The 15,651-nt window shown below is 35.0% G+C and carries 18 protein-coding genes; 6 read left to right on the plus strand and 12 right to left on the minus strand.

The genetic code is table 11. From position 1 onward, the window contains the following. The 5 genes from leuC to OO712_RS08120 form a co-directional block, all read right to left on the minus strand. Nucleotides 1–1,416 (minus strand): 3-isopropylmalate dehydratase large subunit, encoded by a 1,416-nt coding sequence (gene leuC, locus OO712_RS08100; RefSeq protein ID WP_109876343.1) that lies wholly within the window; start codon nucleotides 1,414–1,416, stop codon nucleotides 1–3. Between the two features lies 1 nt (nucleotide 1,417). Further along, nucleotides 1,418–1,909: a LeuD/DmdB family oxidoreductase small subunit gene (locus OO712_RS08105; protein WP_109876344.1), complete on the minus strand. Its 492-nt coding sequence runs from the start codon at nucleotides 1,907–1,909 to the stop codon at nucleotides 1,418–1,420. Further along, complete coding sequence (locus OO712_RS08110) at nucleotides 1,906–3,177, minus strand: 3-isopropylmalate dehydratase large subunit (RefSeq protein ID WP_109876345.1); 1,272 nt, start codon at nucleotides 3,175–3,177, stop codon at nucleotides 1,906–1,908. The genes OO712_RS08105 and OO712_RS08110 overlap by 4 nt, the downstream gene beginning before the upstream one ends. 139 nt (nucleotides 3,178–3,316) lie before the next feature. Continuing rightward, a complete protein-coding gene (locus OO712_RS08115; protein WP_109876346.1) occupies nucleotides 3,317–3,526 on the minus strand; it encodes a hypothetical protein in 210 nt (69 codons plus the stop codon). A 76-nt stretch (nucleotides 3,527–3,602) separates the two neighbouring features. Further along, complete coding sequence (locus OO712_RS08120; RefSeq protein ID WP_109876347.1) at nucleotides 3,603–4,658, minus strand: baeRF10 domain-containing protein; 1,056 nt, start codon at nucleotides 4,656–4,658, stop codon at nucleotides 3,603–3,605. 111 nt (nucleotides 4,659–4,769) lie between these two features. On the opposite strand from OO712_RS08120, the gene OO712_RS08125 reads away from it, so the two are divergent. Both OO712_RS08125 and OO712_RS08130 read left to right on the plus strand, forming a co-directional pair. Further along, nucleotides 4,770–5,540 carry a coenzyme F420-0:L-glutamate ligase gene (locus OO712_RS08125; RefSeq protein WP_109876348.1) on the plus strand — a complete coding sequence of 257 codons (771 nt, stop codon included), beginning with the start codon at nucleotides 4,770–4,772 and terminating at the stop codon, nucleotides 5,538–5,540. A 54-nt stretch (nucleotides 5,541–5,594) separates the two neighbouring features. After that, nucleotides 5,595–6,149 (plus strand): hypothetical protein, encoded by a 555-nt coding sequence (locus OO712_RS08130; protein ID WP_109876349.1) that lies wholly within the window; start codon nucleotides 5,595–5,597, stop codon nucleotides 6,147–6,149. A 2-nt stretch (nucleotides 6,150–6,151) separates the two neighbouring features. Here OO712_RS08130 and OO712_RS08135 read toward each other — a convergent pair whose 3' ends face one another. After that, complete coding sequence (locus tag OO712_RS08135; protein ID WP_109876350.1) at nucleotides 6,152–6,478, minus strand: PH domain-containing protein; 327 nt, start codon at nucleotides 6,476–6,478, stop codon at nucleotides 6,152–6,154. Nucleotides 6,479–6,577: 99 nt separating this feature from the next. Between OO712_RS08135 and OO712_RS08140 the strand changes: the two genes are divergently transcribed. Then, nucleotides 6,578–7,111, plus strand: coding sequence for a hypothetical protein (locus tag OO712_RS08140; protein WP_109876351.1), 534 nt, complete (start codon nucleotides 6,578–6,580; stop codon nucleotides 7,109–7,111). Here the strand turns inward: OO712_RS08140 and OO712_RS08145 are convergent. Genes OO712_RS08145 through OO712_RS08160 form a run of 4 tightly spaced genes read right to left on the minus strand, consistent with a single transcriptional unit; the run spans nucleotide 7,104 to nucleotide 10,653 of the window. Next, nucleotides 7,104–7,544 carry a hypothetical protein gene (locus OO712_RS08145; RefSeq protein ID WP_109876352.1) on the minus strand — a complete coding sequence of 147 codons (441 nt, stop codon included), beginning with the start codon at nucleotides 7,542–7,544 and terminating at the stop codon, nucleotides 7,104–7,106. The two genes, OO712_RS08140 and OO712_RS08145, sit on opposite strands and share 8 nt — an antisense overlap. A 50-nt stretch (nucleotides 7,545–7,594) precedes the next feature. Further along, nucleotides 7,595–8,557 carry a 2-oxoacid:ferredoxin oxidoreductase subunit beta gene (locus tag OO712_RS08150; protein WP_109876353.1) on the minus strand — a complete coding sequence of 321 codons (963 nt, stop codon included), beginning with the start codon at nucleotides 8,555–8,557 and terminating at the stop codon, nucleotides 7,595–7,597. After that, nucleotides 8,547–10,457, minus strand: coding sequence for a 2-oxoacid:ferredoxin oxidoreductase subunit alpha (locus tag OO712_RS08155; RefSeq protein ID WP_109876354.1), 1,911 nt, complete (start codon nucleotides 10,455–10,457; stop codon nucleotides 8,547–8,549). Before OO712_RS08155 ends, OO712_RS08150 begins: the two co-directional genes overlap by 11 nt. 49 nt (nucleotides 10,458–10,506) lie before the next feature. Then, on the minus strand, nucleotides 10,507–10,653 hold the full coding sequence (locus OO712_RS08160) for a hypothetical protein (protein WP_200829037.1): 147 nt from the start codon (nucleotides 10,651–10,653) through the stop codon (nucleotides 10,507–10,509). A 49-nt stretch (nucleotides 10,654–10,702) separates the two neighbouring features. Here OO712_RS08160 and OO712_RS08165 point away from each other — a divergent pair, with 49 nt between their 5' ends. After that, nucleotides 10,703–11,671 carry a 2-hydroxyacid dehydrogenase gene (locus OO712_RS08165; RefSeq protein ID WP_109876355.1) on the plus strand — a complete coding sequence of 323 codons (969 nt, stop codon included), beginning with the start codon at nucleotides 10,703–10,705 and terminating at the stop codon, nucleotides 11,669–11,671. 193 nt (nucleotides 11,672–11,864) lie between these two features. Here OO712_RS08165 and OO712_RS08170 read toward each other — a convergent pair whose 3' ends face one another. Then, entirely contained in the window at nucleotides 11,865–12,239 is a 375-nt protein-coding gene (locus OO712_RS08170; RefSeq protein WP_109876356.1) for a ChuX/HutX family heme-like substrate-binding protein, read from the minus strand. A 26-nt stretch (nucleotides 12,240–12,265) separates the two neighbouring features. Continuing rightward, nucleotides 12,266–12,547 (minus strand): hypothetical protein, encoded by a 282-nt coding sequence (locus tag OO712_RS08175; protein WP_109876357.1) that lies wholly within the window; start codon nucleotides 12,545–12,547, stop codon nucleotides 12,266–12,268. 85 nt (nucleotides 12,548–12,632) lie between these two features. Between OO712_RS08175 and OO712_RS08180 the strand changes: the two genes are divergently transcribed. Both OO712_RS08180 and OO712_RS08185 read left to right on the plus strand, forming a co-directional pair. Further along, a complete protein-coding gene (locus tag OO712_RS08180; protein ID WP_109876552.1) occupies nucleotides 12,633–13,943 on the plus strand; it encodes an NAD(P)/FAD-dependent oxidoreductase in 1,311 nt (436 codons plus the stop codon). A 40-nt stretch (nucleotides 13,944–13,983) separates the two neighbouring features. Continuing rightward, nucleotides 13,984–15,588, plus strand: coding sequence for a hypothetical protein (locus tag OO712_RS08185; RefSeq protein WP_146195975.1), 1,605 nt, complete (start codon nucleotides 13,984–13,986; stop codon nucleotides 15,586–15,588). Nucleotides 15,589–15,651: the final 63 nt, after the last annotated feature.

The following is a 15,651-nucleotide window of genomic DNA, read 5'->3' on the forward strand; positions in this document are numbered from 1 at the left end:
CTAATTCAAATCCAATTTCCTAACGTCAACGAAATGCCCGTGTATTGCAGCAGCAGCAGCCATTACTGGACTTACTAAGTGAGTTCTTCCACCAGTTCCCTGTCTTCCTTCAAAATTTCTGTTTGAGGTACTTGCGCATCTCTCACCAGGGGATAGAATATCAGGATTCATTCCAAGACACATACTGCATCCGGCTTCTCTCCATTCAAAGTTGGCATCAATGAAGATTTTATCAAGACCCATTTCCTCTGCTTGTTTTTTTACCATTTGAGAACCTGGAACCACCATTGCTCTAACGTTTGGGGAAATTTTTTGCCCCCTTACAACTCTTGATGCTTCAATAAGATCTTCTAATCGTGCATTGGTGCATGAGCCAATGAACACTCGGTCGATTTTTATTTCTTCAATCGGAGTTCCGGGTTTAAGATCCATGTAATCAAGTGCTTTTTGTGCACCCTTCTTTTGATTGGGATCACCTTTTGAATAATCATCTGGAGATGGAATTGATTCAGTTACATCACAAGTCATTCCAGGATTTGTTCCCCAACTAACTTGAGGTGCAATATCATCAATGTGTAAAGTGAATTGTTTTTCAAATTTTGCATCAGCATCAGTCTTCAGATATACTTTCCATGTGTCAACTAGAGACTCGTAATTTCTCGGAGTGTACTTTCGGCCCCTTAGGTAATCAAAGGTTTTCTCATCAGGCGCAATCAAACCTGCTCTTGCGCCTGCCTCGATGGACATATTGCATATCGTCATCCTCTGCTCCATTGATAGATCCTCTATTCCCTCTCCCCTGTACTCAATTACTGTGCCTGTTCCACCTCCAGTTCCAATATTTTTGATAATAGAAAGCACGATGTCTTTGGCAGTTACTGCATGAGGGTTCTTTCTTTTTCCCTCCACTCGGATTTCAAAAGGTTTTGGTTTTTCTAGCCACATAGTTTGTGATGCCAATACGTGTTCCACATCACTAGTTCCAATTCCCAATGCCAATGCACCAAATGCTCCATGAGTTGAGGTATGACTGTCGCCGCAGACAATTGTAGAGCCAGGTAAAGTAATCCCCAACTGAGGTCCAATCACATGTACTATTCCCTGATTTGGGCTGTTAATATCAAATAGGGTAATTCCAAAATCTTTGCAATTTTTTTCTAGTGTTTGAATTTGAACAGCAGATGTTTGATCCAATATTGGCAGAGATCTATCATTTGTTGGAACATTATGATCCATGGTAGCTATAGTAAGATCAGGTCGGCGAACCTTTCTGTTATTCATTCTTAATCCATCAAAAGCCTGAGGAGATGTTACTTCATGTACTAAGTGTCTGTCAATGTAAATTAGAGAAGGACTGTTTGGTTTTTCAACTATAACATGAGATTCCCAGATTTTTTCAAAAAGAGTTTTACCCATTTTAATCCTGGTCAGGCTTGTACTTGAAGAGACCACCTGCAGCAATAATTTTCCCTATAATTTCTGAGAATGGTTTCATTGTGTAGGTCTGGTTTTTTGTAATATTTTTAATTTCATTTGCAGATAGATTAATTTCAACTTCGTCGCCTTCTGCAATTCCATCATATGCATCTTGTTCAATTTCAATTGGCAACAAAAATGCACCATCTACTGCATTTCTGTAAAAAATTCTTGCAAAAGATAATGCAAGTACTGCCTTTATTCCTGAATGAGACAATGCAATTGGCGCATGTTCTCTACTTGAGCCACATCCAAAATTCTTTCCAGATAAAATAAAATCGCCTTCTTTTACTTTTGAATGAAAGTCAGGATCGAGTCCCTCCATTGCATGAGTTGCAAGTTCTGCATAATCATGTACCTTGAGATACTGACCTGGGATAATTACATCAGTGTCGATGTTATCTTGAGCATATTTTATGATATTTCCTTTCATTCTAAATCCCTCGGATCAGTAATTTTGCCAGTAACTGCAGAAGCAGCTGCGACCAGTGGAGAAGCAAGATACGTCTGAGATTCAACATGCCCCATTCTGCCAGGAAAATTTCTGTTTGTAGTACTTATGCAGATTTCATCTTTTGCCAATACTCCCATATGTGCACCGCAGCAAGCACCACATGTAGGTGGACCTACTGTCGCTCCAGCATCAAGAAATATTTTCAATAATCCATTCTCCATTGCACGTTTGTAAATTGAAATTGCTGCAGGTAAAATTTCAGTTCTAATCTTCACTGTTCTTCCTTTGAGAATTCTTGCAGCTGCTTCCAAGTCTTCATATTTTGCTCCAGTACAAGAGCCAATGTATGATTTGTCCAATTCAACATTTGGAGATTCCCGTACAATTGAAACATTTTCAGGAGAAAATGGTTTTGCAATAGTTGGCTCCATCTCTGATGCTTCATACTCAAAAATTTTGGAATACTCTGCATCATCATCTCCTTTAATTAAATTAAAATTCGTAGCGCCTCGGCTTGAAAGATAATCAACTACTTTTTGGTCTGGCTCCACAATTCCATTTTTTGCACCAGCCTCTGTAGTCATATTACACATTGTCAATCTGCTCTCAACAGACATTGCATCGATTCCGCTTCCACCAAACTGCATTGTTCGGTATGCACCACCATCAGTTCCAATATCCCCGATAATTTTTAGAATCAAATCTTTGGCCATAATATGATCTGGCAATTTTCCATTTAGCTTAAAATACATAGTTTCTGGAACCTTGAACCAAATCTTTCCGTTTAACAAAACATATGCAACATCAGTGTGTCCCAGTCCACATGCAAATGCACCTAATGCGCCAGTAGTATTTGTATGAGAATCTCCTCCCACATACACATCTCCAGGCATCACCATTGCCTCTTCATGAGAAATAGTATGACAAATTCCATATTGCCCCATTCCATACTTGAAGTGTTTTTCAATTCCATACTGTTTAGTAAAATTTGATAGTTTCGCAATATTTTCAGCTGATACTTTTTCAGCAGATGGCACAAAATGATCTTCGGCAACCCAAACCTTGGTAGGATCCCATAATTTGTCAACCGAGATTCCTTGCTTCTTTAGTTTATCAAATACCTTGATTACGCCTGGTCCAGACACATCATGTACCATTACCTTGTCAACATTGGCAAAAACCACATCATCAGGGGCAACTGATGATTTTCCAGAAGCACGTGCAAGAATCTTCTCAGCAATATTCATAATCCAAAAAGCTTGCTCTACAGATTAAAAGCTTTACAGAGTTTGTAAGAATAGTTATTCCGCATCGCCTTAAAAGAAATAACTAGATTTTGAAAACCAAGATAATTTTCTAAATATCACAGTAATCGGTTTAGAAAAATTACATATTCTGATTTTCTAAAACTTTCTTTACAGAATTCAGATATTGTTTTCTAGTCGTAGGTATTGATCTCCATTTTGATACCATTATTTCATCTAAAATTTCATAGACTTGAGTGATTTCGGTACCGGATTCCAGTTTGTCTCTTGCAATATTTGCCAATTCTTGTATTCGTAATTGTCTTCTCCAAGTTTGCACACAGTCAGCCATGGAAGTTTTTTAATTTAATGATCTAAAAGGATCACTATCAAATCATAACGTAGGGGGTTTAGCCGTATTTTTGAAATTACTTTATTTTGTATCTAAGAATGGCTATAACTGAATTATCAAGTTCTAGTTTTTGGATAATTTTTGGAGAAGATGCAAACTCTATTTTGCATGAGGTGTTTTTTGCAAGCTCCAACATTTTCATTATTTTTTTAAATTGGGAATCACTGTAATAATTTGCAGAGACAATTAGAGTATCAACTGCTCCAGTTTCCAAAGCTTTGAAGATAACATCATTTCTTTTTGCTGTGAGTCCTTTTTTGACTAGACTTTCATATTTTTTAATAATTTCTGCTACGTATTTTCTTCGATGCTGATAAAGATGATGAATTATTTTCTTTTCAATGTCATTGATTGATGTTGAAAAAGACAAATTTTCTACAAACACACATTTTTTTGCCAACTCTGAATCAAGTTCATCATAGAATTCGGTTTTTGCTTGACCGTTCCCACCCAACAGAATCAAATCTGAATTCAAATCCACCTCACATAGTCTCTTTGCAATTTTCTTAAAGAAAACATGAATTTTTGTTTGCCTTGCCCTTAGGAACCTTCCCTGACTCTGTCCCCCTTTTCTATGTCTTCCTTGTAAGTCAATTCGAAGTTTTGATTCCAATACAATTTTACTTCCATGGAATTTTTGTATTCGTGCAGATTTTTGATCTAGTGTTACTAACAAAACATCATAATTGGTTTTCAAAATATCTTTGAATGGTTTGATGAATGGTTTTTTGCTTGCCATGTATACATATGGGAGTTTTTTTGATGTCCCAATCACTTTGATGTTTACTTTGTTGTTTTTTATCCATCCAAAAATACACAGTGTTTTTGCAAACTTGCCTACAGAAATTGGGTTGTCTTTGAGATCTGCAATTTTTTGTTCAATTTTTGATTCAATTTTTTCAAAGAATTCATTTCGCTTTGTTTCTTCTAGCAAAGACATAGTTTCTTGTCCCTTGCCATACGGATAATACACAGATACGCACAAAGTATCAATCTGTTTAACTTCATACAGAAATCGGTTAATTGATAGCCACTCAGAAGGAGAAATGCCAGTATTGGAATTATTTTTCACACAATACAATATTGTTTGTCTGTAAATAACTAATTCTTTTTAACCAATATTCATCAAGACATCAAAGAAAGGAGTCATAACAATAAAAAAGAAATACCCTATTGAGAAATTATGCAGTTAACCGTTTTACCATTATTATCGGAAAGAAAGGAAGAGAGATTTGATGTTTTCGATGCGTTACTTGAAACTTTGGAAAAAAACAATGCAGAATTGCAAGAAGGCGATGTTTTAGTCATTTCAACAAAATACATTTCAAACTCACAAGGAAGAATAGTTGATCTTTCAAAAATCAAAGCATCTCAAGAAGGTTTGAAGATTTCAAAAAAATATCAATTAAAGCCAGAGATTGCAGAAATCATCATTAGAGAATCAGACAAAATTTTCGGGGGAATTGGAGGATTTGTAATTACATCATCAGACAACATAATGGCACCAAATGCTGGCATCGATAAATCTAATGCAAAAAAAGGCAATGCAATTCTGTATCCTCAAAACCCATATCTAATTTCAGAGCAAATTCGAAGAAAAATTTTCTTAAAGATGTCAGTTCATGTAGGAATAATTCTTGCAGATAGCAGACTAATGCCTGCAAGAATTGGAACGTCGGGAGTTGCAGTAGCATGTGCAGGAATAGAGCCAGTTTTAGACATGAGAGCAAAAAAAGATCTTGATGGCAATCCATTAAAGGTCACATTTCAAGCAGTAGTTGACAACATTGCAACTATTGCAAATTACAAAATGGGTGAAGGTGGAGAATCAAAACCATTTGCAATTGTTAGAAACTCAGAAGCTAAACTAACTGATAGAAAGATAAATCCTTCAGAAACGGCAATATCTCCAGATCAGTGCGTCTATGTCAGAGGATTATCAAATCATCCATAATATTAGGTATTTTTTGGTTCTGCTTTAAATAGAGGTATTTTAGTGAAAAAATTAATGGAGTATCTCACCACATACCCAAAGACAGTTTCATTTTTGGATGGACTAAAACACAAAATTCATGTCGATAACAAACAGGGAGTAGAACAACTTCATGTTGTCGTAAAGAAAAGTTTTGAAGAACTAATGAAAATTTTTACTGCAGAAGGGTTTACCAAAGTAAAATTTGAGCATAAACAACCAGGACAAATTGGGAACGGTTTGAATTTAAAACTAAAGAAACCATGGGAGATGCACATTAGAATGGTTGATCTAAAAAAAGGATTGATTGGAATTCATGCCGAAGTTGAAGTATCTAGAGATTATCTTCAGCACTTGTTCTCACAGAGAACGCCAGTAGTTTACGAAGTAGAAGAGATTCTAAAAAAATATTATATAGATTACAGTTTATGGCATGATAAAATTAAGAAAAATGTTCATGTAATTGTTGATAACTATAAAGTAAAACTTGCAACTCCAAGCATTCCAGTATTTGCATGGAAACCAATGTTATTTGTAATTGGAACAATCGCAGCATTTTACGGTTGGAAATATTTCAACACTATCTTGTAAATCTAAACGCCTAAAGATTCTTCTTTACTTAATTCCAAAAACACCTTATCTCCAACTGATAGACCCATGTCTTTGTATTCATGCATCTCAAGTTTTAGCTGAGTAACACCTTGCATGCCCATTCCACCACCCATTCCAGACATCATTTTATTTAGATCCTTCATCATATCGTTCATGTTTGTGAATCCCATAACTTTTGGTGCGCCAAAAGGTGATTGTTGATTTTGGGCTGATTCTTTAAGATCTTTAATGGATGATAGTGATACTACAACATATGGTGCTCCATCTGGTGCTGAATCAATACTTTTTACTACAAATTCTTTCTTCATGAAAAGTGTAGCTTTTCCATGTAATTTTAATTTTAAGGTCAATTTCGACCAATTTACGTGGTTCGAAGCTTTAATTACGATTTTTGAGATTTCATAATGATGACTGAGGGATTAAAAACAACACTTCGATACTATGGGATTTCACCATGGGAGATTGAAGTGCTATATGGTTTTCTAAACTCGCATTTTACGGTTATCCAAGACGAGATTGAGCAAGACGACAGTGATTTTGTCAGTTCCTTGGACGTAGAAATTCCACTTGCATTTAATGAGGAATTCTTCCAGTGGTTTGATTTTAAACGCTGGGAAAAAGTAAAAGCGGTTTTCAAAGAGATGAAAAGAAGAAGAGGAACCAACAACGCACTAAAAGTCAAAATTAATTTTTCTGGAAATCCTAAAATTGTTTTTAGTGTCGATGTAGAAGACAAACAATGGTTTGATAATGCAATTGAAAAGATTGATTTTGTTTTAGAATTATTACCACATCATCTTGATCCTCAAAAACTCCCATCAGAGATATCAGAGATAAATTACAAGTTTGATTCAGACTCAATTAGATGGCGACTAAATTCTGCATCATCGAAGAGTAAAAAATATTCTTTTACCGGAAATTCTTGGAAAGAGATTACTTGAGATCTTTTTGCAAGGGTTCTAATAATTCATGAAGTTCTTTGTATTTTGATTCTAAAAATTCTAAAGCATCATCTAGCTTTTTGGATTTGCCATACTTGAAACGAATTAATTCACGATGATGCCAAAATGTTTTGCCTTCATCAACCGAGATAGTTGTAAAGTAATCAACTCCTTTTAAATTATCAGGGATTTTTACATCATGAGGAAATAGAAGCTCTACAATAAACCACTCATCACCATCGGGATAATCACAACCTGTATCTACATCAAAGAAGACATGGAGTAAATCAGACTGCATAAGACCGTCATCATTAATTGTAGGATGTTTTATCGCAGATTTTTTAAAATCTAGATTAACCAATTGGGGCTCAAAAAAACCCTTGATGATCGATTTTCGAAATATTTTGTTAGCTTCGTAGATATTCAAAGACAGAATACACTACAATGAAACTTGCCTATAACTTGTTAGGTTTGTAGCAGAAATTATACTTCCAGTGAATCCAATATTGTAGAGATATCCGTCATAGGTTGGCCATTTTCAGATATGGTTTGTTTAGCAGGGGGATTTTCAAGATAGTTTGGAATCTTGTCTTGCAATCTTTGAGTGTAAGGAGAGATAGTCTCATTTTTGTAAAAAACACCAATTGGAATCTTGGTGTCCCATTCTAGAGATTTGATTAGTGATTGGGATAATTTTTCATTTGCTTCTGCTACTGAATCATAATGAACTACGGGATCATATCCTTGCTCTTCTAGTTTGTAAATTCTAGAATGCCTCTTTTGTGCCTCATCAACTAAATCAGCTCCCGCATACCAATCTCGAGTATTGATATCATTGTAAGTTGGACATGGCTGCAATACATCCAAAAAAGACAATCCTTTGTGTTTTACTGCCTGAATAATCAAGTCTTTGAGATGTCTAACATCATATGAATATCCTCTAGCAACAAAAGTGAATCCACTTGCAACAGCCAATCCGATTGGATTAACGTTGAAATTTGTATTTGGGGAAGGCAATGATTTTGTCTTCTCTCCTAGTTTGAGTGTAGGGGATGCTTGACCTTTGGTTAAACCATAAACACCGTTATCAAAAATTATGTAAGTCATGTCCACATTTCTTCTTCCTGCTGCAACAAAATGCCCTGCGCCAATTCCCAACCCATCACCATCACCACCAACGGCAACAACAGTCATCTCAGGATTTGCAATCTTTGCACCTTGTGCAAATGTCAAAACACGTCCATGCAAGGTATGAATTCCATAAGTATTGATGTAGTGAGATGTCTTTCCGGAGCAGCCAATTCCAGAAAACATTGTTGCTTTATCTCTTTGAATGCCCATCTCAGCTAAAGCCATCTGAATTGCATTTACAATTCCAAAATCGCCACATCCAGGACACCAATCATTGTGTACATCTGTTTTATAGTCTGCAAGTTTAAGCGCCATGCATTAAAACCTCCCGTTTGTCAGCTTTATTTTCAACAATTTTCTTAAGTGAATCATAAACTTCAGTACAAGTCATGGCTCTTCCAGTGTATTTTAAGATAAAGTAATCAATATCACGACTCACATTTTGCTTGAATAGTTTTCCTAGTTGGCCTGAGTGATTTGCTTCAATATCGATAATTGTCTTGGCATCTTTGAGCAACGAAGTTACATAATCAGCTGGAAATGGATGCAGTAGTTTTAACTGGACATATCCAATTGAGATTCCCTCTTTTTTTAGCATGTCAATTGCATCCAAAATTGGACCCTTTGCAGAACCCCAAGAAATTATTGTGTAATCTTCAACACCAAATGATACTGCCTGTTGTGATTGCGGGATATCTTTGAGAATCAGATCTAGTTTGAACATTCTCTTATCCATCATTTTTACACGTAAAATTGGGTCTTCAGTGATATGACCCCATTCATCAGATTCATCACCAGTATTCCAAAATATCCCATTATCTATTCCCAATCTAGAACGTGGTGATATCCCATCTTCTGTAAATTCAAATCGTCTATACCCATCCTCTACTTTTTCTAAGAGTTTACCACGGTTTATTGTGACTTTAGAAGGATCAAATCTCTTACAGGTAATCACAGAACTCGCATGGAATTTATCCATCATGTGAATTACCGGAACTTGAAAAATATCAGCATAATTAAAACAGTTTCCAGTGTCATAGAAACTCTCTTCGATATCGCCAGATGCATAAACTATTTTTGGAAAATCTCCATGTCCTGCATATATAGAAAATAACAAATCATCTTGGCCATGCCTTGTTGGAAGTCCAGTTGATGGTCCACTTCTCTGATAATTTGTAATTACTATTGGGACCTCATTCATTCCTGCCCACCCCAGCATCTCAGTCATCAATGAAAATCCGGGACCAGATGTACATGTTGAAGCACGCGTTCCAGTCAATGCCGAACCAATGGTCATTCCTATAGAACAAATTTCATCTTCGCATTGAATTACGGCAGTAGAACCAGGTCTACCGCCAATAACTTCTACTATTTCATTTGATTCAAGAAATACTGATTCATCTGATGCAGGAGTGATTGGATAGTAAGGCTGCATTCTACAACCACACACCATCTTTCCCAATGCAGTTCCTTGGAATCCTTGGACTAGAATTGTGTGAGGTTCTTTTTCAGTACCACTCAACTCATAATTGAAAGATTCAAACTTTGCTGCTGCATAATTATATGAATAAATCGCAGTTTCTTGATTAATTTTTGCAATCTCTTCTTTCTTTGCAAAAATATCCCCGATTGTTTTTTTCAGTGAATCAGGAGGCATCTTTACTAATCCCAATGATAATGCGACACCAATTACATTAAACATTCTAACTAATCCTTTAAGACGAGGATTACCAGTTTCTTCAGCAAGAGTTGCAAGAATAGACTTGAAAGAAACTGGATATAGTAAAACACCTTTTTCTTTTGCAATCTCTAAAACTCCGGCAATTGTAAAGGGTTTATTTTGTAACTCTAATTCTTTATGCAATCTTTCTTTGAATGGAGCATCAAGAGTGTGAACATCACTTGTTTTTGTTTCAAACAAATCAGAATCATAAATTATTCCACCACCAGAAATTACTTCATCATAGTGACGAAAAATTGTTTCAGCATCGAAAGATACCATTAGAGATACATCATTAACATTTGAGTTGATTTTCTCATCACAGATCCTTACTGTAAAGTAGCTATGTTCACCTTTAATATTAGAATAAAATTCACGTTTTCCAAATACATGATACCCCATCTCTGCACAAACCTTTGAGAAAATATTTGCACCTGATTCTACACCACTTCCCTGTGGACCACCAATTAACCAAGTAAAATCTGATGTGCTCACAGTAAATTGCCTCTATTTTTAAGTATAATATTCTGTATTGTCAATATGATTAACCTCCAGTAGCTGCATCAAATAATGCGCATTCGCATTTATCTCGTTCACCACAAAAAGGACAAACACATCCACACTTATCAATAGAATTACCACATTCTACACAAATGGCAAATTCTTCCTCTTCTTCAGATTTAGAAGACATACGAGATTTAGAAAGAAATCGTATAAATGGTTTGAGTTGAATCTCAAGACTGATGAAAAAAGTCTTTCTTACAAGAACCTTACATGATTTTGCATTAAATGAATTGAAAAAAAAGTATCAGATTGAAGTTCATTCGGGGAAAATTCCTATTTCTCAAACAAAACTTAGATCAAAAATTAAAGATGTAGATGGAATCATTTGTTTTCCATATGACAAAATAAATAAAGAAACCATAGAGTTAGCAAAGAATCTAAAAGTAATCAGCACTTATAGCGTAGGATTTGATCACATTGATGTCAATTATGCCAAAGAAAGAAAAATTCGCGTAGGATATACTCCTGAAGTACTAACTGATGCAACTGCAGATTTAGCATTCTCATTGTTGCTTGATCTTCTAAGACGAGTGTCTGAGGGTGACAGAATTATTAGAAATGGTAAATGGAAAGTGATCTATGGCGCACATGATTATGTTGGGGTTGATCTTCAGGGAAAAACTCTTGGTATTTTGGGTTTGGGAAGAATTGGTAAAACACTTGCAAAAAGAGCAAAAGCCTTTGAGATGAACATCATATATCACAACAGAAAACCACTCTCAAAATCGAAAGAAAATGCATTAGGCGTAAAATTTGCCTCATTTGAAAAGATAATCACACAAAGCGACATCATATCAATACATGTTCCACACACTAAAGAGACAGACCAGTTATTTGACATGAAGGTATTTAATAAAATGAAAAAATCGGCATTTCTAATTAATACTGCACGAGGAAAAATTGTAAATGAAAAAGAACTTGTAAAGGCACTAAAGAAAAAAATTATTTCAGGTGCAGGACTAGATGTATTTGAGCAAGAACCAATCGGAGTGAAAAATCCTTTGACAAGATTGGAAAATGTTGTTCTTGCACCACACATTGGCAGTTCAACAAAGGAGACCCGAGCCAAGATGGCAGAGATTACTGTTAAAAATCTGAATCTAGGAATGAATGGAAAAAAGCCGATCTATTCAGTAGGATATTGAATTTTACGCTTGAGTGATCAATTAAAACAATGTGCGGTTTTTATATTGAAATCGCAGTATAAAATCAGATTGAAAAAATTCAAACATACTAATGAAGAATTAGAATTAGCTAAGTTACAATCTGAAAAAGAAAAGAAGAAAAAAGAATTAGAATAACATTTTTTCTCCTTGTCTTTTTCAGACAAGGTTTTTTTTAAAAATTAATGATGGAAGAATATTTTTGGTTTAAATCCTCATAGAGTTTTTTTCGTGAAGGGATTATTGTTTTTGTTCCATCATACATTTTTGTAAAAAATGCAGCCAAAACACGATCCCCATATCCATCAAAGAATTGTACGCTAAAACTAATCCGTTCAGGTTTTTCTTCTTGTAGAAATTTTGCAGATTTTATCAATTCAGAATCAATATGCATGTGTGCAGGATCGTCATTATCACCAATTGTAATCCATTTTTCTTTTTGTTTGATATTAAGAGAGTCGCTTCTAACCTCACATGTTGCGGCGTTACTTTTTACGATGAATAAAACATCATCAGTTGCAACTATATCAGATAACAATTCGAAAAGCATCACATATACTTTAAATCAAAATTATTTCAATTTTTAGAAGATTTCATGTCAATTTGAACAAAATCGGATGAATCTCCATGAATACAGTCGGTTCCAACTGCTTTTACGGGTGAAAAGAGAATTTTACCTTCACGCATTTTTCCTTCATTTTGCAGTATTCCAATTTTACCGGATACTATTTCTTTGTGTTTGTTGCATGTTACTCCAACCATATATTCATCTTCATCTGCAACAATAGATACAATAAATTCAGGAGGATTAACACATTGTTTTCCTTCTTCCATTACGGAGCATCTGTCAGGCAACATACTTGATTTGAAATTTTATTGGATATTAATCTTAATTCTCAGTGACTGGATTTAATATTGACTAAGGCAAAACATGTGTGAGACAATGGTTCATGATTTTGACATAGTAATTATTGGTGGAGGCATACTTGGAACATCCATTTCATATTTTCTCTCTCAGCTTAACAAATCAAAAAAAATAGCAGTCGTTGAGCAAGCACACAGTGTTGCATTTCATACAAGTGGAAGAAACACAGGAAAAGTTCACGCACCATACTTGTACAATCCCGAAAAGAAAAAACTGTTTGCAAAAGCTGCATTTCATGGATATGAGATGTGGGAAGAATATTCAAAATTACGAGACTTACCTTTCAAAAAAGACGGGGTAATTGAAGTTGCTTTGGATAAAAAAGGCACTGCAGTTCTTGAAAAATATCTAAAGTGGGGAAAACAAAATGGCCTGGAAGACAAAGATATCAAACTGATGGACAATGTAGAATTAAAAAAGATAGAACCTGAAATAAAATGTGAATCTGCTCTATATGTATACAAGGATGGGTCTGTGGATTATTCCGTATTTACAAATTCTGTAATGAAAGACAGTAAGGCAAATGGAACAAATTTCATTTTAGACACTAAGGTCACAAAAATAAAAAAAGAAAACAACAAGTGGGCAATTACATTAAATGGCGAACACGAGATATGTACTAAATTTTTAATTAATGCTGCAGGCGGAGAAGCAATCAACATTGCACATGACGTAGGAGTCGCAAAAAAATTCACAGATGTGCATTTCAGGGGAGAATATTGGAGAGCGCCAAAAGAATATCATGACTTGACTAAAACAAGTGTTTACTCTGTTCCAGAATTTCCAGACTATCCATTTTTAGATCCACATTGGATAATCAGAATAGATGGCAGTTGTGAGATTGGCCCCAACGCTGTTCCAGTTTTTAGCCCATATGGATACAACAAATCAGAAAACATCAAAGAATTCATCCCAAAAATTCTAGAGATGTTAGGTTCTGGTGCAAGAAAAGCAATTTTCGACAAACAGTTTCAGGAGCTTGCAATTAATGAGATACAGTCATCAATGTCAAAAACAACAATGGTTAACAGAGTCAAAAGGTTCTTGCCAAAGATTGATCCAGATAAAATTACTGAAAAGGGGACTGCTGGAATTAGATCTTCTGTAATTGATGATGATGGAAAGTTTGTTTCAGATGTAATCTTAGTTGATGATGAGACATCATTTCATATTTTAAATTACAATTCACCAGGGGCTACTGGTGCATTGCCATTTGCAGTACACATCATTAACCATCTAAACAAAACAGGACTCTTTGAGAGTGAAACAGTGGATGCTCAATGCGGCCCATGGAATTTCTCTCAAATATTAGAAAAATTGGGCGAATAAACCAGAATCGTATTTTAAGATCTTCAAAATATCTAAACTTGTGAGTACAAAGTTAATTTTGATAGTTTGTTCAATATTGTTTGTAGTTTCGTTTTCTCCAGTTCATGCACAACATCATTCAGGTTCTCTTGCTCCACCTATTGATTTTGATGGGTTAAAAGTAGCATTAACTACAATCCTTTTTCCAGAGGATTTCACTTCTGACGATTCAAATAATGCCAATTTATCAATTAGGTTTTTTGATAGTGAAACAAATGCAAACATCAAAAGTGTCACATATCGCGTTGAGATATTTCATGAAAACAACCTAGTTGCCAATGAGTATTTTTTTGATGAAGATGGAAAATTGGATTTAGAAATAAAGCCAAAAACAGGATGTCAAGAAAAAGAACTTTGGAAATGTACAAAGTATTATGGTGAAAAACATGCGATAGCTGGTGCTTACTATGCAAGAGGAGATTCATTTCCAGTAATTCAAGGCCCTGTTTTTGATAAAAGCGGACAATACAACATCAAAGTCTCCATAGTGGGTGCAACAAATCCAAAAACAATGACTACGAAAGACTTACTTTTTGAGACTTTTGTAAGCATTCCGCAAAAGGAAATATTTCTTATCAAAACAGCAAATGCTCAAGAATACCCAGTATCAATAAAATCATACAACAGCAAAATTTCTAATTTTAATTATGATGAACTAGCAGATAAAATATCATATGAAATACACTTGGATAACGAACATGCAATGCAACATGATTTCATTAGCAGACATGCAGTAATACTTCAAAAAGATTTCTCGTCTTTCAAGCAAGGATATGATTTGAATGTATTTGTACAAGGAATAAAACTGGAAGACGATTCTATAGAGTTCGATATTTCATCTCCGGATCAAAACATAATCAGAACAAACATCACTCATGACGAACTAATGCAGATTGAAGACAAAGCAGGTATTAGCAATCCACTAAAAGTTGAAATTTTATCAGGAGACAAAAAGGTATTCAGTGAACGTAATTTCATCTTTGAAAATGGATTTTCTGCTAATGTGTCATGGGATTCAAATTCAGACGTAGGTAAGAAAATCCCATTCACATTTTCTTTTTTTGATGCAATAAACAAGCCAGTAAACGAAGTATTGTTTGCATATAGCATTACAGACTCTGCTGGAAAAGAGATTTGGTCCAATATTGGAACAGGGGGAAAATATCTTGGAGTTTTGGCACCACATGGAATTTCTCAAGAATCAATTTTAATTCCAACTCAAGGACAGTATAAAATTAAACTAATTCTAACGGGTCAAAACTCTAAAAACTTTGCAGAGTTTTTAACATCTACGGCAGATTTTAAGATAGGTCAACCATCAATGCAACAAAAGACAGATGGAGTTCCTTCTTGGATAAAAAACAATGCAGGATGGTGGTCTAATGGGATTGTAGGGGATCAAGAATTTGTTCAATCAATTCAATTTCTAATGAAAGAAAAAATTCTCAACATTCCAGCAACTAAAACAAACCCATCAGAATCTCAAGAGATCCCCACATGGGTAAAAAACAATGCAGGATGGTGGTCTCAAGATTTAATTTCTGAGAGAGATTTTGTCAAAGGAATTGAGTTTTTAGTCAATCAGGGAATCATCACAGTAAATTAATTTCAAATTTTCCCAGCATACAGACATAAAAAAACGATGACTATTTTTTGATGATCTAAAGCA

It is taken from the genome of Nitrosopumilus zosterae (assembly GCF_025998175.1).
Taxonomy (GTDB): domain Archaea; phylum Thermoproteota; class Nitrososphaeria; order Nitrososphaerales; family Nitrosopumilaceae; genus Nitrosopumilus; species Nitrosopumilus zosterae.

What these genes read in the sequence shown, in the direction of transcription:
- leuC (WP_109876343.1), bottom strand. Translation starts at nt 1,416, where the DNA reads ATGGGTAAAACTCTTTTTGAAAAAATCTGGGAATCTCATGTTATAGTT.
- OO712_RS08105 (WP_109876344.1), bottom strand. Translation starts at nt 1,909, where the DNA reads ATGAAAGGAAATATCATAAAATATGCTCAAGATAACATCGACACTGAT.
- OO712_RS08110 (WP_109876345.1), bottom strand. Translation starts at nt 3,177, where the DNA reads ATGAATATTGCTGAGAAGATTCTTGCACGTGCTTCTGGAAAATCATCA.
- OO712_RS08115 (WP_109876346.1), bottom strand. Translation starts at nt 3,526, where the DNA reads ATGGCTGACTGTGTGCAAACTTGGAGAAGACAATTACGAATACAAGAA.
- OO712_RS08125 (WP_109876348.1), top strand. Translation starts at nt 4,770, where the DNA reads ATGCAGTTAACCGTTTTACCATTATTATCGGAAAGAAAGGAAGAGAGA.
- OO712_RS08130 (WP_109876349.1), top strand. Translation starts at nt 5,595, where the DNA reads ATGGAGTATCTCACCACATACCCAAAGACAGTTTCATTTTTGGATGGA.
- OO712_RS08135 (WP_109876350.1), bottom strand. Translation starts at nt 6,478, where the DNA reads ATGAAGAAAGAATTTGTAGTAAAAAGTATTGATTCAGCACCAGATGGA.
- OO712_RS08140 (WP_109876351.1), top strand. Translation starts at nt 6,578, where the DNA reads ATGACTGAGGGATTAAAAACAACACTTCGATACTATGGGATTTCACCA.
- OO712_RS08150 (WP_109876353.1), bottom strand. Translation starts at nt 8,557, where the DNA reads ATGGCGCTTAAACTTGCAGACTATAAAACAGATGTACACAATGATTGG.
- OO712_RS08160 (WP_200829037.1), bottom strand. Translation starts at nt 10,653, where the DNA reads ATGTCTTCTAAATCTGAAGAAGAGGAAGAATTTGCCATTTGTGTAGAA.
- OO712_RS08170 (WP_109876356.1), bottom strand. Translation starts at nt 12,239, where the DNA reads ATGCTTTTCGAATTGTTATCTGATATAGTTGCAACTGATGATGTTTTA.
- OO712_RS08175 (WP_109876357.1), bottom strand. Translation starts at nt 12,547, where the DNA reads ATGTTGCCTGACAGATGCTCCGTAATGGAAGAAGGAAAACAATGTGTT.
- OO712_RS08180 (WP_109876552.1), top strand. Translation starts at nt 12,633, where the DNA reads ATGGTTCATGATTTTGACATAGTAATTATTGGTGGAGGCATACTTGGA.